Genomic DNA, 23,852 nt, shown 5'->3' on the forward strand with positions numbered 1-23,852 from the left:
TTAGCTCATCTTGTCTGCCAGGCGCAGAAATTCCTGCATTTCCCTGGTGACCCATTTATTCTTGTGGTAGAAAATCTGCCGCCAGGTCTGCATCTGGAAGCCGCGGACATTTAAGGCAGTCAGCTGCTTTTGCTGTAATTCCCGCTGGACCGTGAATTTCGGAAGAAATGAGATCCCGGTATTTTTCAATAGCATATGGATGATGAATTCTGTATTGCCGATTTCCAGAAACGGCTTTACGGAACGATTTATGGATGCCAGATACTGTTCAAGCATATGACGGTAGCTGGCATCTTTTTCTGTCAGGAAAAACGGAAAGCGCAGAACCTCATCAAGCTCCAGTTCACGCTTTACCAGGGCCAGCTCATGGTCCGGGGAGGCCACAAAGATATTTTCTTCCGGTTCCTCCAGGGTCTTGCACCAGCGGTTGTCATAGATCCGCCGGTCCAGAAGATACACGATATCGATGGTGTTTTCGTTCATCCGGTCGAGCAGTACTCCGGGAGAATCCGTTACGATGCTGATGGTGACCTCCGGGTGCAGCCGGTGGTATTCGGCCAGAAGATCCGGGAAAATGGAAGCGCAGATGGACTCGATGGTGCCGAGGCAGAGCTTGCCGCTTAGCGTGGAAGGATCGGAAACTGCGTTTTTTGCCTGCTCCAGTTCGTTGCGGATGGAGACGGCGTACTGATAGAATACCTGTCCCTGATGCGTCAGGGAAATCTGTTTTCCGATCCGGTCAAAAAGATGGACACCAAGCTCCTGCTCCAGCTGCTTGATCTGAATGGTGACGGCGGCCTGGGAGTATCCCAGATGTCTGGCTGCCTTGGAAAAGCTCTGATATTGTGCAACCTGCAGAAAGGTGCTGATCTCGCGAAATTCCATAGGAAATCTCCTTTGATAATTAAAAAATTTTAAACGATGTGATAAAAACTTTAAATTTTACATTAATATAACTATATGGTACGATAAATTTATCAATAAGGCAAGCCACAATGATAAAGCAGGGCGGACATACTTGATCAATATGTGCCGTCTGTCAGAAATGCAGAAAAAGGGGAAAATCAGAATGGAGAAGAAAGATCCACGTTATCAGGCATATATTCAGATTCTGAAAGAGGAATTGATTCCGGCTATGGGATGTACCGAACCGATCGCGCTGGCCTATGCAGCAGCAGTAGCAAGAAAAACTCTCGGCGAGATGCCGGATAAGGTAGTCGTAGAAGCCAGCGGCAGCATTATCAAGAACGTAAAATCTGTAATCGTACCGAATACCGGTCATTTAAAGGGTATCAATGCAGCAGCGGCAGCAGGCATTGTGGCCGGTGACCCGGACAAGAAGTTAGAGGTTATTGCCACGGTAAGCCAGGAGCAGATCCGTCAGATGAAGCAGTTCATGGAAGAGGTTCCGATCCAGGTAGTGCACATGGAGGACGGCTGTACCTTTGATATCATTGTGACAGTATTTAGCGGCAAGTCCTACGCAAAGGTACGTATCGCAAACTTCCACACCAACATTGTTCTGATCGAGAAGAACGGAGAGGTTTTAAAGAGCGAGGCAGTTTCCGATGACAGTGAGGAAGGTCTGACCGATCGCACTCTGCTTGACATGGAGCATATCTGGGATTTTGCAATGACAGCAGATATTGACGATGTCAAAGCCCTTCTGGACCAGCAGGTAGCTTTTAACGTAGCTATTGCGGAAGAGGGTATCAAGAATGATTACGGCGCAAACATCGGTAAAGTGCTCCTTGATATGGACGGCAACAATGTACGTGTCCGTGCAAAGGCAATGGCAGCAGCAGGCTCTGATGCCCGCATGAATGGCTGTGAGATGCCGGTTGTGATCAACTCCGGAAGCGGAAACCAGGGTATCACCACCTCTGTACCGGTCGTTGTATATGCAAAAGAGCTTGGTGTCAGCGAGGAGAAGCGTTATCGCGCACTGATCCTGTCAAACCTGACAACCATTCACGTAAAGACACCGATCGGCCGTCTGTCTGCTTACTGTGGAGCAGTAGGAGCAGGTGCTGGAGCAGGTGCCGGAATCGCATATCTGTGCGGCGGCGGCCTGAAGGAAGTAGAGCACACTGTAGTCAATGCCCTGGCAATCGTATCCGGCATTGTATGTGATGGCGCTAAGGCATCCTGCGCAGCCAAGATCGCGGCAGCAGTCGATGCCGGCATCCTCGGCTACAACATGTATATCCGCGGCCAGCAGTTCCGCGGCGGAGACGGTATTGTATCCAAGGGCGTAGAGAATACCTTACGGAATGTCGGACGTCTCGGAAAAGACGGTATGAAAGAAACCAACGAAGAGATCATCAAGATTATGATCGAAGCATAATTCGGGACAGAACCTGAAACAGGATAAAACCCTCTGCATCTGGTAACTTTTTGATGCAGAGGGTTTCTTTTTTTATTTTACATAGTATTGCGTGAAAAGTCAGACAGGATGTGATAATATAAAATTATAGATTTATGTAGCGTCAGAAATCCTGACTGTTTCAGTAAAGGAAGAATGTTGATGAAAAAAAGAAAAGGAAGAATTGCGCAGCTGCTGGTCATGAGCGTGATAACCCTGGCTATGGCACTGAGTATATACCGAAATCCGGAACATGAAAGTCTGGTTGTGCTTCTGCTTCTCTGGTGTTATTTTGGCTGGAATCTCTGGACCACCCAACAGCTTGCAAAAAGCCGTTCGGAGGCGGTGGTGGAACTGGAACGCAGTACGGTGCTGATCCGCTGCGTGACAGAGCTTTCTTCTCATGAAGACATGGATCGGGCAATCAATAACCTTCTGAAAATCGTGACGGAGTATTTTGAGGGAGACCGGTCCTATATCGTTAAGGTGGATTATGAGAACCAGCTGGTTCACAATACATATGAGTATGCCGCACCCGGGATCACAAAAGAAATTGACAATCTTCAGCAGGTGCCGCTTCAGGTTGTTCAGTCCTGGCTTGATATGTTTCAGAAGCAGGGTATGTTTTATATATCTGATCTGGACCGTGAAAAGAAAAAGGAGGCCAAGACCTATGATATTCTGAAAGCACAGAATATCAACAGTCTGATCGCGGTTCCATTTAAAAAAGACGGTACGGTGATAGGATTTTTTGGTGTAGACAATCCAAGGAAATACTACCGGGATTTTCAGCTCCTCTCTTCCATTCAGTTCTTTCTCATGAACCGTCTGGAGATGAAGGACCGCCAGGAACAGCTTCAGTATTTAAGCTACCGCGATCTGCTGACGAATCTGTATAACCGCAACTATTACATTCGCCTGCTGGAAAAATCCCGGGGCAGATGCTTTAAAAATATCGGAGTGGTTTATATTGATTTAAATGGTTTAAAGCAGATCAACGATGAGCAGGGGCATGAAGCAGGTGATTCCTTTATCCGTCGGGCAGCCCAGCAGATTGTGGCAGTTTTCCCGGAGCATACCTACCGGATCGGCGGGGATGAATTTGTGGTGATTTATCCAGACATTCTGCAGCAGCAGTTTGAATTCCTGATAAACCAGCTTCGCCTGAATGCCAGACAGCATCATGTCAGTATTTCCTGCGGTTCGGTCTGGAGAACAGAATGCATGGCTCTGGATGAGATGCTGAAGGAAGCCGACGAAAAAATGTATGAGGACAAAAAGAAATTTTATGAAAAAAGAGAACATGACCGGAGACGCGATATCCGGAGAAGCGAGTATATGTAAAGAACAGGTTATCCGGACCACCGGACGCAATAACTGCGGCGGACGCTGTGTGATCTGCGTACACATGAAAGCTGGAAAAATCGATCATCTGAGTACGGAGCACCCATGCGATGCACCTGAGGAAGAGATTCCGCTCACAGCCTGCGTGCGCGGTCTGAATTACCATAAGACCTTTCTGGGCGAGGACCGGCTGCGTTATCCTATGAAGCGGGTGGGGAAGCGCGGTGAAGGCAGATTTGAGCGTATCAGCTGGGAAGAAGCGGTAGATATCATTGCCTCCGAGTGGATCCGTATTCGCGATACTTACGGACCGGGAGCACGCTATGTTAATTATGCAACGGGCATCAGTGCCTTGAATCGCGGCAATAGCCTGGCGAAGCGCCTTCTGAATCTGGACGGAGGATTTCTTGATTATTACAATTCCTACAGCTCAGCCTGTATTCGGCAGGCAACCCCTCTCATGTATGGCACCAACGAGACGGGGCAGAACCCGGAGGACTGGCTGAATGCGAATTTCATTATCCTCTGGGGCCATAATCCGGAAGAAACAAAGTTTGACAGCGTTACCATGAACGTACTTCTGCGCGCAAAGAAGAAGGGCATTCCCATTGTCGTTGTTGATCCGAGAAAGAATGACACGGTGGTACGCCTGGAGGCAGAGTGGATTCCTGTGCGCCCTGCCACCGACAGTGCCATGATGGATGCCATGGCATGGGTCATTGTGGAAGAAAACCTGCAGGATCAGGAATTTCTGAACCGCTGCTGTATTGGCTTTGATAAGGAGCATATGCCGGATGGAGTGGACCCGTCAGAGTGTTATCTCTCTTATCTGTACGGTGAAAAGGACGGCGTGGAGAAAACGCCGGAATGGGCAGAAACGATCACCGGAGTACCGGCAGACACCATCCGAAGTCTGGCAAGGCGTTATGCCCTGGCAAAGCCGGCTGCCCTCATTCAGGGATACGGACCGCAGCGCAATGCTAATGGAGAACAGAGCACCCGGGGCGGCATTCTGCTTGCCTGTATGACCGGAAATGTGGGAATTTCCGGCGGCTGGGCCAGCGGAACCGCAGACTGGATGGAACATAAAAAACCATCCTGGCCGAAGCAGGTGAATCATTACAACCGTCAGATCCCGGTTTACCTCTGGACCGAGGCCGTGCTGCATGGCCATACCATGAACCAGCAAGATGGGGTACAGTGGATTGACGGACCGGAAGAACCGGTTACGCTGGAAAGTGATATCAAGATGATCCTCAATCTGGCGGGCAACACACTCATCAACCAGCATGGAGATATCAACCGTACGGCAGAGATCCTGCGGGATGAAAGCAAATGTGAGTTCATTGTAGTCAGTGATCTGTTTATGACGGCCAGCGCGAAATATGCCGATATCCTGCTTCCGGGAATTTCCATGTTTGAATGCGAAAACATTACCATGCCCTGGAAATATGGCAATTTCCTTGGCTTCAACAATAAGGTGATCGAGCCTTTGTATGAGGGAAGATTTGAGTATGACTGGCTCGCTGAGGTTGCGGATCGCCTTGGGTTAAAAGAACAGTTTACCTGCGGCCGTACCTCGTCAGAGTGGCTGGAATATTTATATGAAGAATTGAGAAAAACAGAAACAGAACTGCCGGATTATGAAGCCTTTAAAAAGCAGGCGCTGTTCCGCTATCAGAAGCAGCCGGTCCAGCCTGCTTTTGCAGAAGAACGCCGTGATCCGCAAGCACATCCGTTTCCGACAAAGAGTGGAAAAATAGAGATTTTCTCTGAGAAAGTATACAGGACAGAATTTAAAGAATTTGTGCCGGCCATCCCACGGTATGTGCCGCCGGTAGAGGGACCGCGGGATCCTCTGACAGAGAAATATCCGCTGCAGCTGACCGGCTGGCATACAAAACGGCGCTGCCACAGCATCCATGACAACAACCAGGCCATGCATAAGATCGATCCTCAGATGTTGTGGATGAATCCGGTCGATGCCGCAGCCCGGAACCTGCAGGACGGAGACCTGGCAGAGGTGTTCAATGACCGCGGCCGGATCCGCATGCCGGTGCGCGTCACCGACCGGATCATGCCGGGGGTGACCGCCATCTCCCAGGGCGCCTGGTACCGGCCGGACGAAAACGGAACCGACACAGCCGGTTCCATCAACGTGCTGACATCCCTGCACCCGACCCCTTACGCCCGGGGCAACGGGCAGCATACGAACCTTGTGGAGGTGACCCGGGAAGAATCCAGAAAATAAAATAGATTTCAAAACAAGAGGCTGACGCCAAGCGCCAGCCTCTTGTTTTGAAATCTATGGAGTATATTAAATGGCATAGAGGTCTTTGCTATGGTCCTCGCCGTAGATGCCCCATTTCTCAATGGCTACAGTCAGTTCCTTGCAGTCTTTTGCCTTTTCACGCAGTGGGATACCATTCATCACGGCATCGATGGCATTGCGGAATGCAATCGCACCGGCTCTCGGCCCCATCGGATGAGCGTGGATACCTGCACCAACACCAAGGAGAACATCCGGACCGCAGTCATCAACGAACTTCGGAACCAGTCCCGGAACTACGCCGCCGCCCACGAATGGAAGCATCGGCTTTAAATCATAGAATTTTGCCTTGGAAGCGTTGATGTTGGTGATGTAGTTATCAAAGGTATTATCAAATTTTCCGTACGGAGGCTGGGTCAGATAAATATCAGCACCGCTGAGACGGACAAGCTTGTTGACTACCTTGGAGCTTATGCCCTGGTACGGGGAACAAGTAAAGGCACCGTTGAAGCAGGAGTGAGCCAGAATCGGAACGGTGATCTCCGGATCCTCAGCCAGCATGCGGACTGCGCTGTAGCCAGTACCGTGAATGTCTACCATGATCAGGTTGCCACCGTTGTTGATGACGGTCATGGCATTCTCTTTCAGACGGCAGACTTCATCGGTGATGTTGCAGGCGTACATGGTATTCTCACCTTTAATGGCTTTCGCGCGCTCAACGGCATCCATGTTTCTCTTTACACGTTCAGCCAGGCTGTTAAATTTCCGGTTTCCGCCGATCAGCTCGTCATCCTTGATGATGTCAACACCACCGGCTGCAGCCTCAAAGAACAGCTTTTCGCCAACCTCTGGAGTATAACCGGTACAAGGCTTGATCATGTTGTTTAACAGTGGTCTGTCGTAAACATTTAAAATCTTGCGGATTCCATCGATACCGAATTTCGGTCCCTGGAATGCATCGGTGAATTTCTTCGGGAAGTCAATATCCAGCAGCTTCAGATACGGCATGGACATGATATTGCCGCAGATAGAACCGATCAGCAGTGGGATATTGTTTTCAATATTATCAACCGGATAGCCGATGCGAATCACGTAAAAGCGAAGGCCGTCCGGAGCCACATCCAGATTTACATTAGTCTGATTTTCATAGTTCGGTACTTCATATACACCGATAATCTTGGATGCGTATTTCGCACGCATTTCATCCGTCTCAGCCGGTACATCCACCCAGGAACCGGTAGTCTGCTCAATACCGATACTGACAGCCTTTAAGATTGCGCCTTCTTCTTTTGCCGCACCAATCAGGTAGGTGGCTACGCATAAGTCATTCAGGTCACATCCCTCATATAAAGGGTTCAGCAGGGTGTTGTAGAATCTGTTCTGTTTAATCATAAGATACCTCCATGTGTGATATATTTAATTTTTTGTGTTCCTGTTTTGTTTCTGTAGCTCCAATATACGGGGTATGAAAAATAATTACAACTCTGAAAATAATTTCATATTCGGCCTGTGAGAGGCGGGTACTGGAAAAAATTTCAATATTGAAATTATTAACATATCTGATAACATGAAACTATGAGAAAATATACAACATGATGGGATGTTTTTCTGAAAGTAGAAAAATATAGATAAATTGTTATAGATATATCAGAAAAGGAGCACGGAAAGTATGCATATTGACAAGTTTGACCAGTCTACGTTCCTGGTTTTGAAAGCGGCATACCTCTATTACATTTCAGAAAAACCGCAGAATCAGATTGCGGAAGAACTGGGAATCTCGATTACGACTGTATCGAGATTGCTCAAACGTGCCAAGGAAGAAAAAATTATCGAATTTGTAATTCGCGATCCTTTTGTGGAATGTATCGAGGTAGAGCGCCAGCTAAAAGAGCTTCTTGGGATTAAAGAAGTGATCATTGCACCGGCTGTGAGTATGGAAGGCGTGGATCATCCGGAGGACCCGGAAAATGTGAAGAAACTGGTGGCTCTGGAAGCAGCGCGGTATTTGCAGAGGATCATCAAAAAGGGTGACGTGATCGGATTTACCTGGGGCAGCACGATTTACCAGATGATCAATTACCTGAATCCGGCTCAGAAGGTAGAGGCAGATTTTGTCACGCTGCATGGCAGCCTTGCGAGCAGTGTGGCAGAGTGGGATGTAAGAACCTTGGTAACCCGCTCAGCGAAGGCATTTTCCGGAAAGAAACATATTCTGCTTACCGATACTCTCATGAGTTCATCAAAAATTACAGGGCTATTGAAAAATGAAAAAAGCATTGCGCAGGTTTATTCCATGTTTGATCGGGTGAATATTGCTATTAATGGAATCGGAGCCTTCTATCCAGAAACAACAACGGTTTTAGCCCGGCCGGAATATCTGCCGCCAGAGGATTTGAAGGAGCTGCGCAAATGCGGAGTTGTGGGGGATGTTGTGGTGAGATTCTTAGACATCAATGGAAATGAATGTAATACAAGCTTAAAAGACCGGACAGTTTCCATTGAACTGGAGCAGTTTAAAAAGATTCCGAGAAAGATCACACTTGCTTCCGGAGTTGAGAAGGCCTATGCGATTATGGCGGCGGTGAAAGGAGGGCTGATAGATACGCTGATCATCGATAGCAGGCTGGGAACAGAGCTGATTGATATCTGGAAAACGCATCAGGGTACTTCGGATTGAGAAGGTAAAGAACATAAGGAGGGGATAACATGAAAGTTGCAATTGGATGCGACCCAAACGCATCAGAACACAAGAAGGTATTAAAAAAGTTGGTAGAGGATCTGGGACATGAGTGCGTAGATTTTGGAAGTGAGGATCCGATCTATGCCAATACAGCCATTCGTCTGGCAGAGGCCGTGGCAGCGGGGGAATGTGACCGGGGAATCCTAATCTGCGGAACTGGAATCGGAGTCTGCATTGCAGCCAATAAGGTAAAAGGCGCTTATGCAGCGGAGGTGAATAATATTTACCAGGCAGAGCGGGCCCAACTCAGCAACTGTGCCAATATCATTACCATTGGTGCGCAGGTGACGGGAATTGAACTGGCGAAGTGCCTGGTACGGGAATACCTGAAGAATACCTTTGATCCGCAGTCCAGATCGAAAGTAAAAGTACAGCGGATCTATGATTATGAAACTCAAAAAGTGTGACAGCAATATAACAAAGTAACAGAAGTTAGTAAATATGAATAGTATGAAAATATTTTCAAACTATTCATAAAAAGAAGGACATTATATAATCTGACTATCAAATAATAAAATTTGGATAGTTGATTGGTGAAAATGACGATTAATCGTATTTTTGGCAGGAATGGCCATGAATGCCAGAATAAAAACATGCATGTATGAAAACCACAGGAAATCCAAATGGACGCATTGAACGGAAAGGAAGGTAATTGTTTATGATTATGGATTTTATTAAAAAGGTTCCGGCAGGCATGATGGTTGTTCCGTTGATTCTTGGATGTCTGGTAAATACATTTTTCCCGTCTGCATTGCAGATCGGTGGTATTACAACGGCAACATTCTCCAGCGCGGGTGGTTCCTGCGCGTTAGGCATCCTGTTGTTCTGTATGGGAACAACACTGACCGTGAAAGATATGCCTGCAGTCGTAAAACGAGGCGGACTGCTTCTGGTATCCAAATTCGTGATTGGCGCAGCGCTTGGTATAGCAGTAGGAAAGATTTTTGGAAGCGCAGGTTTCCTTGGTATTTCCAGTATGGCAATTATTTGTGCAGTAACCAACAGTAATGGTTCTGTTTACTATGCACTGATGGAACAGTACGGAGACGAAAAAGATTGTGCATGCATGCCGATTCTGGCTTTGAACGATGGTCCGTTCCTGACCCTGGTTGCCCTTGGCGCATCCGGTCTTGCGGATATTCCGTTCATGAGCCTGGTTGCAGCAGTTGTTCCAATCTTTGCAGGTATGCTTCTTGGCAACATTGATCCGAAGGTAAAAGATTTCTTTGGACCAGTTGGCTCTGCAATCATTCCGTTTACCGGTTTCTCACTGGGTGCAGGCATCAACCTGGCTAACGTGGTAAAGGGAGGAGTTTCCGGTGTTGTACTTGGCCTGATCACTATCTTTATCGGCGGCGCATTTATCGTATGCTGTGACAGATTTATCGGCAAGCGTCCTGGTTATGCAGGGTGGGCCGTAGCTACAACCGCAGGAAATGCAGTAGCAGTACCGGCAGCCATTGCCATCGCAGATCCGGCATGGGAAGCATTTGCATCTGTAGCAACTGTACAGGTGGCAGCATCTACTGTTTTAAGCGCACTGCTCGTACCGTTTATCACAACCTGGTGGGCAAAGAAGTTTGGCTGTCCGAAGTATCCAAAACAATAACCGGAAAGATAAAGAGGAATCTGTTATGGGCAAATTACTGATGTTGGCAGATGATTTTACGGGTGCCGGAGATGCTGGTGTGCAGATGACCAAAAACGGAATTGAAGCACACATTATTTTTGATACGGACGAGATTGATCCGGAAAAGTCTTATGTGATCGATACGGAATCACGCAATATTCCGGCTGAGGAGGCTTACACGAAGGTAAAAAGCATTCTGCAGAGCATGAATCCGTATCCATACGAATATTACTACAAAAAGATTGATTCCACGCTGCGAGGAAATCTGAAGGCTGAGATGACTGCAGCCAAGGAAGTACTGAAACCGGATCTTATTGTGTTTAATCCGGCTAATCCGGATTCCAACCGGATGGTTGTGGATGGCACCCTGATGATGAACGGTGTGCGGATTACCGAAACAGAGATTATGAAGGATCCGCTGTGTCTGGTAACCGAGGATAATCTGGAAAAGCTCATGAAGAAGGAGATGGAAGAGCCGGTGGTGCACTTCTCCCTCAATGAAGTGAGAAATCAGACCATGGATGTGGGGCAGGCAAAGATTGTGACCTTTGATGTCCTGGAGAATTCAGACCTGAATGTGGTAGTGGAATACATTTTAAGTCTGAAGAAAAAGGTTCTCTGGGTAGGCTCGGCTGGTATGGCCAATGCGCTGGTAAAGACCATGCGTGTACAGTATCCGGTGCTCGCTTTGGTGGGAAGCATTAGTGAGACCTCCAGAATGCAGGTGCGGGTGGCGCAGGAAGCCGGAGCGAAGGTTGTGGAAATGAATATCGCGGAACTGCTTCGCGGCGGCGATATTCAGAAAGCAGCCAGGGAAGCCATTGAACTGCTTCACTATGGACAGGATGTTGTTGTTGTGACGGCCAGGGAGCATGAGGACTATCTGGAAGCTGTTAAAGTCGGTAAAGAAAAGGGAATGAGCCGCACGGCAGTAGCCAAATACGCCCAGTCCCGGATTGGAGAGCTTTCTGCTCTGATACTGAAGGAAGCAAAGGTATGCGGATGCTTTCTGACCGGCGGTGATACCGCCATCAGCGTCAATAATTATAATCACGCCCACGGCGCAAAACTGGTGGAGGAGGTTCTTCCAATTATTGCCCTGATTCAGCTGGACGGCGGTGATTATCCGGGACTTCCCTGTATTGTAAAGGGTGGCTCCATCGGAGACCGGGAAGCACTGGCAAAATCCATCGTGTATTTCAAAGAGCGGATGTAAAAATAAAGTTTGAGCGGAAGGGAAGGATTGTTCATGAAAAGACTGGGAATCACCATGGGAGATCCGGCCGGAGTCGGACCGGAAATTATTATGAAAGCGCTGGGAGACGGCACAGAGTTTGGGGGAAAATACGTTGTGTACGGTGCTGTCGATATTCTGAAATTTTATAATGATCTGTTAAAGCTGGATTGTAAATTTAAGGAAATTCAGGCTCCGGAGGAGTACGAGGACGGTGTGATCAATGTAATCGATCCGAATCATCTGACCATGGACCAGTATGAGATTGGCAAGCTTTCCGCTAAATGCGGAGATGCGGCATACCAGTACATCGCACATGCCATTGCAGATGCGAACGCAGGGAAAATTGATGCAGTGGTAACTGCACCGCTCAACAAAGAAGCCCTGCATATGGGCGGTCATAATTATGACGGTCATACTGAGATCTTTGCAACCCTGACAGGAACCAAAAAGTATGCTATGATGTTTTACGGACCGCTTAAGATCATGCATGTTTCGACCCATTGTTCTCTTCGTGAGGCTTGCAACCGGGCAACGAAGCAGCGTGTCCTGGATTGCATTGAGCTGATGGACAAGGCATTAAAGCAGACCGGAATGGAGAATCCGCTGATCGCGGTAGCCGGATTAAATCCGCATGCAGGAGAACACGGGCTGTTCGGCATGGAGGAGATTGAAGAGATCATTCCGGCCATTGAAGCGGCAAAGGAAGAGGGCATCAACGTTACCGGCCCGATTCCGCCGGATTCTGTGTTCAACAAGACATTAAATGGTATCTATGATGCAGCTATTGCCATGTATCATGATCAGGGACATATCGCAGCGAAGCTGCAGCTCATGAGCGAGTGTGTAAACTGCACTATCGGACTTCCGATCATCCGTACTTCCGTTGATCACGGAACCGCGTTTGATATTGCCGGAAAAGGCATTGCCAGCGGAGATAACATGAAGCAGTCCATGCGTGTGGCAGAGGAATTTTTGAATAATAAGTAGTAAGGTGGAGAATAACGTGAAGCATTTCATTTGTGGTTCCGGATGGAAGATGGTAAATGGATATCAGGACAGCATCCGCATTGCGAGAGAGCTGCAGGAGAAACTGAAGGACTTTCATGACTATCCGGTTGTGATCTTTCCATCCTTTCCAGTGATCCCGGAGATTACAAAGCATCTAAATCCGGACAGTGTGGTAAAGGTGGGGGGCCAGGACATGTTCTGGGAACTGGACGGTGCCTACACTGGTGAGGTGTCCGGGCAGATGCTCCTGGACATCGGCTGCCGGTATGTGGAGATCAATCATCAGGAACGGCGGCGTTACCTGAAGGAAGATAACCAGATGTCAAACCGGAAACTGAAAACTGCTGTGAAGATTGGTTTGCATCCGTTCCTGTGTGTGGGCGAGGAGCTGAAAGAATCGGATGAGCAGGTTCAGGCATTCATCCAAAAACAACTGGAGGAGCTTCTGGATGGAGTGTCGAAGGAGGAGGCGAGGAGGATTATTTTTGCTTATGAGCCTATGTGGGCCATTGGAAAGAAATCTACTGCAGACCTTTCTCATATTCAGATGGTTCATCATTATATTCGCAGTGTTGTGGCTTCCTTATATGGAAGTGATGTAGCAGAAGCGGTGTACATTGTATATGGTGGTGGCGTGAATATGGAAACGTATCTTGATATTGCAGCTCTGCCAGATGTCAATGGCCTGTTTACCACCGGTTGCGGTGTAAACGCGGAGACTTACAGCGAACTGGCCATCACAACCGCGGTAATGTTAAAAAGAATGTCGTAAGTGAAGGAAAACAGCGTGAAATTATATGTGATAAGACACGGGGAAACCGACTGGAACTGCAGAAGAAAGCTACAGGGAGAATCGGATATTCTATTGAATGAAAATGGACGAAGGCTTGCGGAGATTACCCGTGAGAATATGGGAACGATCCCGTTTGACCTGGTAATTACGAGTCCTTATCAGCGTGCACGGGAGACCGCGCAGATCATAACGGGAAATGCGGATATTCCCTGTATCCAGGATGCCAGAATCCGGGAGATTACCTGGGGAGACTGGGACGGCCTGACACCGGAAGAAATTGCAGAAGCTGGAGGAAAAGAACGGTTTGAACTATTTTACACCAATCCGTTCTTTTTTCGGGGAGCACCCGGTGGGGAGAATATACGTCAGGTATGCGAGCGAGGAAAAGATTTTTATGAGGAACTGATTCGGAACGAAGTCTTTCAGGACAAAACCATTCTCGTTGCAACCCACGGTTGTGCACTGCGGGGAATCCTGAACCATCTGTATGAGAATCCCTCTGATTTCTGGCAGGGTGGCGTGCCAGCCAACTGCGCCGTCACTATTCTGAAAGTGAAGCATGGAAAAAGCTGTTTTCTGGAACGGGATAAAATTTATTATGATGTATCCCTGATTCAAGATTTCTATACATTAAAAGCATGAAAAGACGGTGCTGCCCTATTTTGAGCAGCGCCGTCTTTTCTGTTTTAACATTCAATTTTTCATAGGAGAATCAAATTGCACCAGCGGGGAAATTACAGTATACTGAAACTGGAAAAAAGAGGAGGAATCCATTATGGTCTATGAATTAACCGTTCAGTCCGTAAAACTGAAATCAACCCTGTTTACGCCGCCGTCTCGGCTTATCAATACCTGTGAAGTAACATGTGCCATCGGCATGCTGTACAAAAAAGCAGGCCAGCCCATGCCGGAGGTGAAAGCGGGCGATAACCTGGGAAAACTCATCGAGAGCATTCCACAACAGGTCTACGACGCAGAAAACGGCAATCTATCCGAAATTGTCCGTAGCTACACCTGGTTCGACAACGATGAAGTGACGGAAGATGCGGCCATCACGCTTCAGATGGGGTACGAATCAATATAAAAATTTGAGCTACAAAGCTGAATAAAGGTCCGGAAGTGAATGAGACCGCCTTCCTCTATTTTCACATATCGTTGTTTCACAAAAAACTGATAACAATTTCACATAACATGGAAAAAGGAAAGTTCAGCTTCCCTTGACAAAGTGCGGAAAATGGCTTAAAATCAAGCAAGAGAAAACGACAGTGAAGAGGATTAGTAAGCAGACATTACATCACAGAGAGATGGCTATCTGGTGCAAGGCCGTCATGTCCCTGGAAGCTGAACCGGCCTTGGAGTCCTGCAGTGAACTGCAGCGTAGTTTCCGGCGTTAACGGAGCATAGAGTGAGCGATTCTGCATCCATTGCAGCGCTAATCAGGGTGGTACCGCCGAATTTATCTGGTCATTCGGTCCCTTGTCAGAAATGGCAGAGGACCGGATGATTTTTTATTTCATAGGAAATTACGTCCTATGAAATAAAATGCGTCGCGAGGAAGCGCACTTTTTTTCATTAAAAATAAAGGAGAGTTATCATGGCAAAGGATAAGAAATTAGTAGAAGCCATCACATCCATGGACGAGGATTTCGCCCAGTGGTATACGGATGTGGTAAAAAAAGCAGAGCTGTGTGACTACGCAAGCGTAAAGGGCTGCATGGTCATCAAACCGGCTGGTTATGCAATCTGGGAGAATATCCAGCATGAGCTGGACCGCCGCTTTAAGGAAACCGGAGTTCAGAATGTATATATGCCGCTCTTCATTCCGGAGAGCCTTCTGGAGAAAGAAAAAGATCATGTGGAAGGCTTTGCGCCGGAGGTTGCATGGGTAACCCACGGCGGCCTGGAGCCGCTTCAGGAGCGTCTGTGCGTGCGCCCGACCTCAGAGACTCTGTTCTGTGATTTCTATGCAAAGGATATCCACTCTTACCGTGACCTGCCGAAGGTATACAACCAGTGGTGTTCTGTAGTCAGATGGGAAAAAACCACCCGTCCGTTCCTGCGCTCCAGAGAGTTCTTATGGCAGGAGGGGCACACCGCTCACGCAACCGCAGAGGAAGCAGAGGCAAGAACCATCCAGATGCTGAATCTCTATGCAGATTTCTGTGAGCAGGTGCTGGCTATTCCGGTAATCCGCGGTCAGAAGACTGATAAAGAGAAATTCGCAGGCGCAGAGGCTACCTACACCATCGAGTCCCTGATGCATGACGGAAAAGCACTGCAGTCCGGAACCAGCCATAACTTTGGTGACGGCTTTGCAAAGGCATTCGGCATCCAGTATGCAGCAAAGGACAACACTCTGCAGTATGTTCATCAGACTTCCTGGGGCATGACGACCCGTATGATCGGTGCGATCATCATGGTACACGGTGATAACAATGGTCTGGTGCTGCCGCCGAGAATCGCTCCGACCCAGGTTGTGATCGTGCCGATCCAGCAGCAGAAAGAGGGCGTTCTGGACAAGGCATTTGCACTGAAAGACGTTCTTTCCAACTTCCGCGTAAAAGTAGATGATTCTGACAAGAGCCCGGGCTGGAAGTTCAGTGAGTCTGAAATGCGCGGAATTCCGGTACGTGTGGAGATCGGACCGAGAGATATCGAGAATAACGAGGCAGTTCTGGTCCGCCGCGATACTCATGAAAAGATCACGGTTTCCTTAGACGAGATCGAAGCCAAGGTAAGCGAGCTCTTAGACACTATCCAGAGTGATATGTTGGAGCGCGCAAGAGCACACCGCGATTCTCACACCTACGTTGCAACCACCTACGATGAGTTTGTAAAAACCATCAACGAGAAGCCGGGCTTTGTAAAAGCTATGTGGTGCGGCGATCAGGCCTGCGAGGACAAAATCAAAGAAGATACAGCTGCGACCTCTCGCTGCATGCCGTTTGCACAGGAGAATCTCTCCGATAAGTGCGTATGCTGCGGCAAGCCGGCCAAGAAGATGGTTTACTGGGGCAGAGCATACTAAAATTTTATATGAAATCGGTAAAAAGGTCCGGGAAAGCGCCTGTTCGGCGGTCTTTCCCGGACCTTTTTCGTTTTTGCTGATGTTGTCAGGCCCAGAAGGCGCGGACCAGTTCAATAAAGTATTTAGCGGCTTCGCTTAAGTATCCGTTTTTGCGGTAGTTGGCTACAATGTCCCAGGACGGATGGGATGCAAATGAGAAACAGCTGATTCCCTTTGGCAGCCTGCGTACATAGTGTTCAGGAACTACGCCGCAGCAGAGGTTTGCCTCGATCATGGAGAGTACAGTATTGTTGCTGGCAGTTTCAAAAAGAACATTTGGGGTAAAACCGGATTTTCGGAAAATCTCATCGGTGATGGCCCGGATAGTGGACTCCTTGTACATCAGGACGAAGGGCTCATACTGGAAGCGGGCGAGGCTGACGGTGGGGTAAGGCCCGGTCAGCTGACCCTGCTGATCAGCTGCTGCCTGTGCAGCCGTCAGTTCCTCCACAGCGGGATGAATGCTGGGCACCAGAAGAAAAATCTCCTCTTCGCCAAGCTTTATGTATTCGCTGTCGTTGCGTTGCCGCTCCGAGAGTGTCTGAAATCCGATGTCCAGGTTGCCCTGGGTGATCATCTGCTGCTGGCGGTGTACGCTAAGCTCATGAGGCTCAACGACAACATTCGGATAAGCCTGGTGAAATGCGGGGTAAACGTGGGTAAACATCTCACTGCCGCGGCCCGGCGTGAAGCCAATGGAAAGACGGCCCTTCTTGGCATCTGTCATGTCGTTTATGAGGTTGTAGGTGCGCTGCTTGATCCGCAGGATTTCCCTGGCATTGTCCAGATAAACCTGTCCGATCTCGGTGGGGCGCATATCTACCTTGCTGCGGTGAAAAAGCGGTGCCCCAAGCTCCTTCTCCAGCCGCAGAAGCTGCTGGTTTAAGGCGGACTGGGTTACGAACAGCTTTTCCGCCGCGCGGGTGATGCTGTGTTCATCATCAATTTTTACAATGTATTCAATCTGTTTTAAATCCATAAAAGTGCCTCCGGCATGGAATTATTCGTAACTGTTCAGTACCTTCACAGTCACAATTATTCTTTAAAAAGCTCCTTCCAGGCATTGGCAAAACGCCGGGATACAGCAGTTGGATTACGTCGCAGGATGGACGGGCGAAGTATTGATTTTTTGTTGTTTAAGAGTCGGGTTGTGTCTGTCATCTTCTCATTCAGTGCGCTGATACGTGCCGCCAGAGTCTCTCTGCGTGCAGCTGCAGCCTCGGCCAGCTCCTCTCTGCGTGCGGCAACAGTCTCCCTGCGTGCAGCGGCAGCCTCGGCCAGCTCTTCCCTGCGTGTGGCAACAGCTTCCTTATGGGCTTCGACAGCCTCAGACAGCTCTTCCCTTCGTACGGCAACAGCTTCCTTATGAGCTTCGACAGCCTCGGCCAGTTCTTCCCTGCGTGCAGCAACAGCTTCTTCCAGAGCCTCCCTGCGTGCGGATACCATCTCTTTGTGTGCTTCTACATTTTCGGCCACGGCCGCGCGCAGCTCCTCCTTCGCGTTTTCGATATTTTGTTCGGTCTCGGCCTTCAGGAGAGCAAGCTGTACCTGCATTTCTTCCAGGTCAGCACGCAGCTTAGAAACAGATTCCAGAGTCTTTGCCAGGCTGAGAGCCTCTCTGGTGGACTGGATGGTATCCATGACAAAGCATCCGCTCACGATCCCAAGCAGGCACCATTCCAGTGACGGCGGAAGATTCAGAACAAAACGTTCAATGGGCCTGTGGATGATCTCGGTCATAAAGATGGTTAAGAAGCCCCAGGCAATGGAAGAGGTCAGGCAGATGTAACCATGAAGATTGAACTTCTGACTGCTGTAATCCCAGTAACGGACCTTGAACAGACGCTCCATAATATAGCCGGTTACATATTCCAGCAGGGTGGCTGCCACCACACCGGAGCAGTAGACCAGAAGGAGATTGTCCTTGACCGGAAGGGATACCCACAGCATCATGACGGCTCCGGTGCCATACAGAGGCAGCATGGGAAGCCTCAGAAAGCCGCGGTTGACAAAATGGTGCTGCTTTAAGGAAACATAGGTGGATTCAAAAATCCAGCCGAAGAAGCAATATATATAGAAGAAAGTAAGCCAGTGATACCAGGCATATGTGTACATGATCGAAATCCTCTTTTGCGAATCAACAACTTATCTTAGTTTAGCATATCCGGAAAAAACCTTCAATATGCCTTCAGAGGCTTTTGTTTGCAAAAGAAAGCATGGACAAAGGATATTGGTCTGTGCTACAATCAACAAAAATATAGTTACATGTGCAGCTGCACAAAAATGTATTCTGAAATGGGAGAAAGGAAAGAGAGCTATGAATTTAACATATCAGAGCACAAGAGGCGGAGAGAGCGGACTGACTGCATCTCAGGCAATCTTAAAAGGATTGGCTGATGACGGCGGCCTGTTTATGCCGACTTCAATCCCGAAACTGGATGTAACGATGGAAGAGCTGGCAGGCATGAGTTACCAGGAAACTGCTTACCGTGTTATGAAACAGTTCTTAACAGATTTCACCGAGGAAGAACTGCGCTATTGCATCGATCACGCTTACGACAGCAAGTTTGACACGGAGGAGATTGCTCCGCTTGTCAAGGCAGACGGTGCCTACTATCTGGAACTCTTCCACGGAAGCACCATTGCGTTCAAAGATATGGCACTGTCCATTCTTCCGTATCTGATGACTACCTCTGCAAAGAAGAATCATGTAGAGAATGAAATTGTCATTCTGACTGCAACCTCCGGAGATACCGGAAAGGCAGCTATGGCAGGTTTCGCGGATGTACCGGGAACCCGCATCATTGTCTTCTATCCGAAGGGCGGCGTCAGCAAGGTTCAGGAGCTGCAGATGGTGACCCAGAAAGGAGCCAATACCGCCGTTGTTTCCATTCACGGCAACTTCGATGATGCGCAGACCGGCGTAAAGAAGATCTTTGGTGACAAAGAGTTTGCTGCAAAGTTGGCTGCAAAGGGCTTCCAGCTTTCCTCTGCGAACTCCATCAACATCGGCCGTCTGGTTCCGCAGGTGGTTTACTATGTATACGCTTACGCCAAGCTGGTGCAGAACGGAGAAATCCAGAACGGTGATCTCATCAATGTGACTGTTCCGACCGGAAACTTCGGCAATATCCTGGCTGCATACCTGGCAAAACAGATGGGCGTGCCGATCAAAACCCTCATCTGTGCATCTAACGACAATAAAGTCCTGTATGACTTTTTCAAGACCGGTACTTACGATCGCAAGAGAGAGTTTATCCTGACCAATTCCCCGTCCATGGATATCCTCATCTCCAGCAACTTAGAGCGCCTGATCTACTTAAGCACCGGCTGTGATGCAGCAGCCAACAGGCAGCTGATGGAAGATTTAAGCACCAAGGGCGCTTATACGGTTACGGATTCCATGAAAGCCTTCATGAAGGATTTTGTGGGCGGTTATGCAACCGAGGCAGAGAATGCCGCAGGTATCAGACACCTGGCTGATGAGACCGGATATATCATTGATACACATACCGGTGTGGCTTCCTGCGTATATAAAAAATATGTGGCAGAGACCGGAGACAAGACCCCAACGGTTATTGCGTCTACCGCAAGTCCGTACAAGTTCTCCCACAGCGTTATGGCGGCAGTGACCGGCAAGGAGGCAAAGACGGATGAGTTTGCTTCCATCGATGCTTTGTGCAAGGCATCCGGCGTAGCCATCCCGCGCGCAGTGGAGGAAATCCGCAACGCAGAGATCCGTCACAACAGAGAGTGCGACGCAGCCGACATGGAAAAGACTGTGGCAGAGATTCTGGGCTTATAATTCGTTATCTGCTTCACAAAAAACTGTTTTTGTAATATAATAAAGACAGTTATGCCCCCCGGCCTGAATTTGGGACAGGCTGCGCGGAAAACTATAGAAAAACGGAGGTTTTGAACATGTTAGTATCTGCAACAGAAATGCTGAAAAAGGCAGTAGAAGGCCACTATGCAGTAGGTCAGTTCAACATCAATAACCTGGAGTGGACCAAGGCTATCCTGGCAACCGCACAGGAGTTAAACTCCCCGGTCATCCTGGGTGTATCTGAGGGCGCAGGAAAGTACATGACCGGATTTAAGACGGTTTCCGCTATGGTAAAGGCCATGATCGAGGAAATGAACATTACCGTTCCGGTAGCACTGCACTTAGACCACGGCACCTACGATGGCTGCTACAAGTGCATTAAGGCAGGATTCTCCTCCATCATGTTCGATGGTTCTCACTATGCCATTGAAGAAAATGTAGAGAAGACAAAAGAGTTAGTAAAGGTTGCTCACGCTATGGGTCTTTCCATCGAGGCTGAGGTTGGTTCCATCGGCGGCGAGGAAGACGGTGTGATCGGTATGGGCGAGTGCGCAGATCCGAACGAGTGCAAGATGATCGCAGACCTGGGCGTAGACTTCCTGGCAGCAGGCATCGGCAACATCCACGGCAAATATCCGGCAAACTGGCAAGGCTTAAGCTTTGAGACTCTGGCAGCAGTCAAGGAGAAGGTGGGCGACCTGCCGTTAGTTCTTCATGGCGGTACCGGTATCCCGGCTGACATGATCAAAAAAGCGATCGATCTTGGTGTGGCAAAGATCAACGTAAATACCGAGTGTCAGCTTTCCTTTGCAGACGCTACCCGTAAGTATGTCGAGGCAGGCAAGGATTTAGAGGGCAAGGGCTTCGATCCGCGTAAGCTGCTCGCACCGGGCGCAGAGGCTATCAAGGCAACTGTAAAAGAGAAAATGGAGCTGTTCGGTTCCGTTGGAAAAGCCTGAAAATCAGTGCTTTGAAAAAAATACGGGAAAATGCAAAAAAACACTTGCTTTTTCCAAGCTGATGGTTTATTTTAATTAGGGAACGATGGTGTTCTTCCACATGGGAAGAGCACCATTTTTTTTAACCAGATACCCAGCTTAAGAAAATTAAGTATACATAAAAATAATTTAGGGCAGGGTGAGGAGACCGGGAACGGCAATTCTAAGTGAGAGGAAGGAAAAAGTCTATGAGCGAAATCGTAAATGTAGCTGAGATTTTTGGCAAGAACGTCTTCAACGAAACCGTTATGAAAGAGCGCTTACCAAAGAGCGTTTTCAAAAAAATGAAAAAGACCATCGAAGATGGTGCTGAGCTGGATCCGTCCATTGCAGATGTAGTTGCACATGCAATGAAGGACTGGGCTATTGAGAGAGGAGCAACCCACTATACCCATTGGTTCCAGCCGCTGACCGGCGTAACCGCAGAGAAGCATGATTCCTTCATTTCCGCACCGGATGCGGAGGGAAAGGTCATCATGGAATTCTCCGGCAAGGAGCTCATCAAGGGCGAGCCGGATGCATCCTCCTTCCCGTCAGGCGGCCTGCGTGCTACCTTCGAGGCAAGAGGCTATACCGCATGGGACTGTACCTCCCCGGCCTTTTTAAGAGAAGATGCCTGCGGCGTGACTCTTTGCATTCCGACCGCGTTCTGCTCCTACACTGGTGAGGCACTGGATCAGAAGACCCCGCTTCTTCGTTCTATGCAGGCCATTGACGAGCAGTCCTTAAGAATTTTAAGACTCTTCGGCAACACCACCGCAAAGCGTGTCTGCCCGTCTGTTGGACCGGAGCAGGAGTACTTCATCGTAGACCGTCAGAAGTATTTACAGAGAAAAGATCTGATCTACACCGGCCGCACCCTGTTCGGTGCCATGCCTCCAAAGGGCCAGGAGCTGGACGACCATTACTTCGGTGCAATCCGTGAGCGCATCGGTGCTTACATGAAGGCAGTCAACGAGGAGCTCTGGAAGCTTGGTGTTACCGCTAAGACCCAGCACAACGAGGTAGCACCGGCACAGCATGAGCTGGCTCCAATTTACGACCAGGCAAACCTGGCGGTTGACCACAACCAGATGGTTATGGAAACCTTAAAGAAGGTTGCCGGGCGTCAGGGCCTTACCTGTCTGCTTCATGAGAAGCCATTTGCGGGCGTAAATGGTTCCGGTAAGCACAATAACTGGTCCCTTACCTCTGATGATGGTGTGAACCTGTTAAACCCGGGCGATACCCCGCACGAGAACATTCAGTTCCTTCTTGTTCTGGCCTGCATCTTAAAGGCAGTCGATATTCATGCAGACCTGCTTCGTGAATCCGCAGCTGATATCGGAAACGATCACCGTCTGGGAGCAAACGAGGCACCGCCGGCAATCATTTCCGTATTCCTGGGCGAGCAGCTTGAGGATGTGATTGATCAGCTGTGCAGCACTGGTGAGGCAACTCACTCTAAGAGCGGCGGTACGTTAAGGACTGGTGTTGCAACCCTTCCGGATCTGGATAAAGATGCAACCGACCGTAACCGTACTTCACCGTTCGCTTTCACCGGAAACAAGTTCGAGTTCCGTATGGTAGGTTCTTCCGATTCTGTTGCCCCGGCCAACGTAGTCCTGAACACCATCGTGGCAGAGGCTTTCAAAGAGGCGGCAGATGAGCTGGAAAAGGCAGATGATTTCGATACTGCAGTACATGACATGATCAAGAAACTGCTTCGCGACCACAAGCACATCATCTTCAACGGCAATGGTTACTCTGATGCATGGGTAGAAGAGGCAGAAAGACGCGGCCTTCCGAACATCCGCTCCATGGTAGATGCAATCCCGGCCCTCACTACCGAGAAGGCAGTAAAACTCTACGAGTCCTTCGGCGTATTTACCAGGGCAGAGCTGGAGTCCCGTGCCGAGGTTGAGTATGAGGCATATGGCAAGATGATCAACATCGAGGCAAGAACCATGATCGATATGGCGAGCAAGCAGATCATTCCGGCTGTGATCAAGTACACCACTCAGCTGGCAGGTTCACTTGGTGCAGTCAAGGCTGCATGCCCGGAGGCAGATACCAGCGTACAGGCTGAACTGCTGACCGAGACCTCTGCTCTTCTGTCTGATATGAAGGTTGCCCTGGCAGCTCTGATCGATATTACGGAAGAGGCAGCATGTGTTGACGGTGTTGAGACTCAGGCACGCGTTTACCACGAGAAGGTGGTTCCGGCTATGGCAGCGCTCCGTACACCGGCAGATAAGCTGGAGATGATCGTGGACAAAGACCTGTGGCCATTCCCGAGCTACGGCGATCTAATCTTCGAGGTATAAAGTTCCAATCATATTAGAAAAAAATCAGGGCAGGCTTTCGCTGTTTGGCGGAGGCCTGCTTTGTAGTTACGGGTAAGAATACAGCGGGAAAGCTTTTTGAATCGGACCTTCCGGCCGATAGGAAATCGTAAGAATCTATTTGCGCGAATTGGTTGAATATTTATGCCGTTATTGTTAAAATGAAACGTATAAGAGACCGCCCGGGGAAAGCAGGCATCTGCGCAGGCAGACTGGCTGCAAAAAAGAAGAAACGGCGGCGCAACGATACG

19 protein-coding genes and 1 other annotated feature are annotated in these 23,852 nt (G+C 48.9%); of the genes, 15 read left to right on the forward strand and 4 right to left on the reverse strand.

All coding sequences use genetic code 11. From position 1 onward, the window contains the following. Complete coding sequence (locus tag DW819_RS08015; protein ID WP_118732859.1) at positions 1–885, reverse strand: LysR family transcriptional regulator; 885 nt, start codon at positions 883–885, stop codon at positions 1–3. Positions 886–1,069: 184 nt separating this feature from the next. Here DW819_RS08015 and DW819_RS08020 point away from each other — a divergent pair, with 184 nt between their 5' ends. The 3 genes from DW819_RS08020 to DW819_RS08030 all read left to right on the forward strand — a co-directional run bounded on the left by DW819_RS08020 (position 1,070) and on the right by DW819_RS08030 (position 5,960). After that, positions 1,070–2,347 carry an L-serine ammonia-lyase, iron-sulfur-dependent, subunit alpha gene (locus tag DW819_RS08020; protein WP_118732906.1) on the forward strand — a complete coding sequence of 426 codons (1,278 nt, stop codon included), beginning with the start codon at positions 1,070–1,072 and terminating at the stop codon, positions 2,345–2,347. A 180-nt stretch (positions 2,348–2,527) separates the two neighbouring features. Beyond that, complete coding sequence (locus DW819_RS08025; RefSeq protein ID WP_177303683.1) at positions 2,528–3,709, forward strand: sensor domain-containing diguanylate cyclase; 1,182 nt, start codon at positions 2,528–2,530, stop codon at positions 3,707–3,709. Next, the gene (locus tag DW819_RS08030; RefSeq protein ID WP_182432599.1) at positions 3,654–5,960 is read left to right on the forward strand and encodes a DMSO/selenate family reductase complex A subunit; all 2,307 of its coding nucleotides are present in this window, start codon (positions 3,654–3,656) and stop codon (positions 5,958–5,960) included. The genes DW819_RS08025 and DW819_RS08030 overlap by 56 nt, the downstream gene beginning before the upstream one ends. 66 nt (positions 5,961–6,026) lie before the next feature. On the opposite strand, the gene DW819_RS08035 is transcribed toward DW819_RS08030, so the two are convergent. After that, positions 6,027–7,370 carry a RuBisCO large subunit C-terminal-like domain-containing protein gene (locus DW819_RS08035; protein WP_118732862.1) on the reverse strand — a complete coding sequence of 448 codons (1,344 nt, stop codon included), beginning with the start codon at positions 7,368–7,370 and terminating at the stop codon, positions 6,027–6,029. A 277-nt stretch (positions 7,371–7,647) separates the two neighbouring features. Between DW819_RS08035 and DW819_RS08040 the strand changes: the two genes are divergently transcribed. The 9 genes from DW819_RS08040 (at position 7,648) to proS (ending at position 16,414) form a co-directional block, all read left to right on the forward strand. Continuing rightward, a complete protein-coding gene (locus tag DW819_RS08040) occupies positions 7,648–8,655 on the forward strand; it encodes a sugar-binding transcriptional regulator (RefSeq protein WP_118732863.1) in 1,008 nt (335 codons plus the stop codon). A 29-nt stretch (positions 8,656–8,684) separates the two neighbouring features. Beyond that, positions 8,685–9,125 carry an RpiB/LacA/LacB family sugar-phosphate isomerase gene (locus tag DW819_RS08045; protein ID WP_118732864.1) on the forward strand — a complete coding sequence of 147 codons (441 nt, stop codon included), beginning with the start codon at positions 8,685–8,687 and terminating at the stop codon, positions 9,123–9,125. Between the two features lie 251 nt (positions 9,126–9,376). After that, positions 9,377–10,327: a 2-keto-3-deoxygluconate permease gene (locus DW819_RS08050; RefSeq protein WP_118732865.1), complete on the forward strand. Its 951-nt coding sequence runs from the start codon at positions 9,377–9,379 to the stop codon at positions 10,325–10,327. A gap of 25 nt (positions 10,328–10,352) precedes the next feature. After that, positions 10,353–11,564: a four-carbon acid sugar kinase family protein gene (locus DW819_RS08055; RefSeq protein ID WP_118732866.1), complete on the forward strand. Its 1,212-nt coding sequence runs from the start codon at positions 10,353–10,355 to the stop codon at positions 11,562–11,564. Positions 11,565–11,597: 33 nt separating this feature from the next. Beyond that, positions 11,598–12,572, forward strand: a complete 975-nt coding sequence (gene pdxA, locus DW819_RS08060; RefSeq protein WP_118732867.1) for a 4-hydroxythreonine-4-phosphate dehydrogenase PdxA — start codon at positions 11,598–11,600, stop codon at positions 12,570–12,572. A gap of 16 nt (positions 12,573–12,588) precedes the next feature. Next, on the forward strand, positions 12,589–13,365 hold the full coding sequence (locus DW819_RS08065) for a triose-phosphate isomerase (RefSeq protein WP_118732868.1): 777 nt from the start codon (positions 12,589–12,591) through the stop codon (positions 13,363–13,365). Between the two features lie 27 nt (positions 13,366–13,392). Further along, positions 13,393–14,028, forward strand: a complete 636-nt coding sequence (locus DW819_RS08070) for a histidine phosphatase family protein (protein WP_243025729.1) — start codon at positions 13,393–13,395, stop codon at positions 14,026–14,028. 133 nt (positions 14,029–14,161) lie between these two features. Beyond that, positions 14,162–14,470 carry a DUF3837 family protein gene (locus DW819_RS08075; RefSeq protein ID WP_118732870.1) on the forward strand — a complete coding sequence of 103 codons (309 nt, stop codon included), beginning with the start codon at positions 14,162–14,164 and terminating at the stop codon, positions 14,468–14,470. 172 nt (positions 14,471–14,642) lie between these two features. Next, positions 14,643–14,866 (forward strand) — a binding site (T-box leader). Between the two features lie 114 nt (positions 14,867–14,980). Then, the gene (gene proS / locus DW819_RS08080) at positions 14,981–16,414 is read left to right on the forward strand and encodes a proline--tRNA ligase (protein ID WP_118732871.1); all 1,434 of its coding nucleotides are present in this window, start codon (positions 14,981–14,983) and stop codon (positions 16,412–16,414) included. Positions 16,415–16,499: 85 nt separating this feature from the next. On the opposite strand, the gene DW819_RS08085 is transcribed toward proS, so the two are convergent. Next, positions 16,500–17,432 (reverse strand): LysR family transcriptional regulator, encoded by a 933-nt coding sequence (locus tag DW819_RS08085; protein WP_118732872.1) that lies wholly within the window; start codon positions 17,430–17,432, stop codon positions 16,500–16,502. A 56-nt stretch (positions 17,433–17,488) separates the two neighbouring features. Beyond that, positions 17,489–18,568 carry a hypothetical protein gene (locus DW819_RS08090; RefSeq protein ID WP_118732873.1) on the reverse strand — a complete coding sequence of 360 codons (1,080 nt, stop codon included), beginning with the start codon at positions 18,566–18,568 and terminating at the stop codon, positions 17,489–17,491. A 202-nt stretch (positions 18,569–18,770) separates the two neighbouring features. On the opposite strand from DW819_RS08090, the gene thrC reads away from it, so the two are divergent. From thrC to DW819_RS08105, 3 genes are all read left to right on the forward strand, one after another. After that, positions 18,771–20,258 (forward strand): threonine synthase, encoded by a 1,488-nt coding sequence (thrC, locus tag DW819_RS08095; protein ID WP_118732874.1) that lies wholly within the window; start codon positions 18,771–18,773, stop codon positions 20,256–20,258. 116 nt (positions 20,259–20,374) lie between these two features. Beyond that, positions 20,375–21,238: a class II fructose-1,6-bisphosphate aldolase gene (fba, locus tag DW819_RS08100; RefSeq protein WP_118533469.1), complete on the forward strand. Its 864-nt coding sequence runs from the start codon at positions 20,375–20,377 to the stop codon at positions 21,236–21,238. A gap of 227 nt (positions 21,239–21,465) precedes the next feature. Beyond that, positions 21,466–23,583 (forward strand): glutamine synthetase III, encoded by a 2,118-nt coding sequence (locus DW819_RS08105; protein ID WP_118732875.1) that lies wholly within the window; start codon positions 21,466–21,468, stop codon positions 23,581–23,583. Positions 23,584–23,852: the final 269 nt, after the last annotated feature.

The sequence above is a fragment of the Clostridium sp. AM33-3 genome, from assembly GCF_003480315.1.
Taxonomy (GTDB): Bacteria; Bacillota; Clostridia; order Lachnospirales; family Lachnospiraceae; genus Brotaphodocola.

Coding starts and splice junctions, on each gene's coding strand:
- DW819_RS08105 (WP_118732875.1), top strand. CDS start 21,466: ATGAGCGAAATCGTAAATGTAGCTGAGATTTTTGGCAAGAACGTCTTC.
- pdxA (WP_118732867.1), top strand. CDS start 11,598: ATGAAAAGACTGGGAATCACCATGGGAGATCCGGCCGGAGTCGGACCG.
- DW819_RS08035 (WP_118732862.1), bottom strand. CDS start 7,370: ATGATTAAACAGAACAGATTCTACAACACCCTGCTGAACCCTTTATAT.
- DW819_RS08040 (WP_118732863.1), top strand. CDS start 7,648: ATGCATATTGACAAGTTTGACCAGTCTACGTTCCTGGTTTTGAAAGCG.
- fba (WP_118533469.1), top strand. CDS start 20,375: ATGTTAGTATCTGCAACAGAAATGCTGAAAAAGGCAGTAGAAGGCCAC.
- DW819_RS08085 (WP_118732872.1), bottom strand. CDS start 17,432: ATGGATTTAAAACAGATTGAATACATTGTAAAAATTGATGATGAACAC.
- DW819_RS08045 (WP_118732864.1), top strand. CDS start 8,685: ATGAAAGTTGCAATTGGATGCGACCCAAACGCATCAGAACACAAGAAG.
- proS (WP_118732871.1), top strand. CDS start 14,981: ATGGCAAAGGATAAGAAATTAGTAGAAGCCATCACATCCATGGACGAG.
- DW819_RS08020 (WP_118732906.1), top strand. CDS start 1,070: ATGGAGAAGAAAGATCCACGTTATCAGGCATATATTCAGATTCTGAAA.
- DW819_RS08075 (WP_118732870.1), top strand. CDS start 14,162: ATGGTCTATGAATTAACCGTTCAGTCCGTAAAACTGAAATCAACCCTG.
- DW819_RS08050 (WP_118732865.1), top strand. CDS start 9,377: ATGATTATGGATTTTATTAAAAAGGTTCCGGCAGGCATGATGGTTGTT.
- DW819_RS08030 (WP_182432599.1), top strand. CDS start 3,654: ATGAAAAAAGAGAACATGACCGGAGACGCGATATCCGGAGAAGCGAGT.
- DW819_RS08015 (WP_118732859.1), bottom strand. CDS start 885: ATGGAATTTCGCGAGATCAGCACCTTTCTGCAGGTTGCACAATATCAG.
- DW819_RS08090 (WP_118732873.1), bottom strand. CDS start 18,568: ATGTACACATATGCCTGGTATCACTGGCTTACTTTCTTCTATATATAT.
- thrC (WP_118732874.1), top strand. CDS start 18,771: ATGAATTTAACATATCAGAGCACAAGAGGCGGAGAGAGCGGACTGACT.
- DW819_RS08055 (WP_118732866.1), top strand. CDS start 10,353: ATGGGCAAATTACTGATGTTGGCAGATGATTTTACGGGTGCCGGAGAT.
- DW819_RS08025 (WP_177303683.1), top strand. CDS start 2,528: ATGAAAAAAAGAAAAGGAAGAATTGCGCAGCTGCTGGTCATGAGCGTG.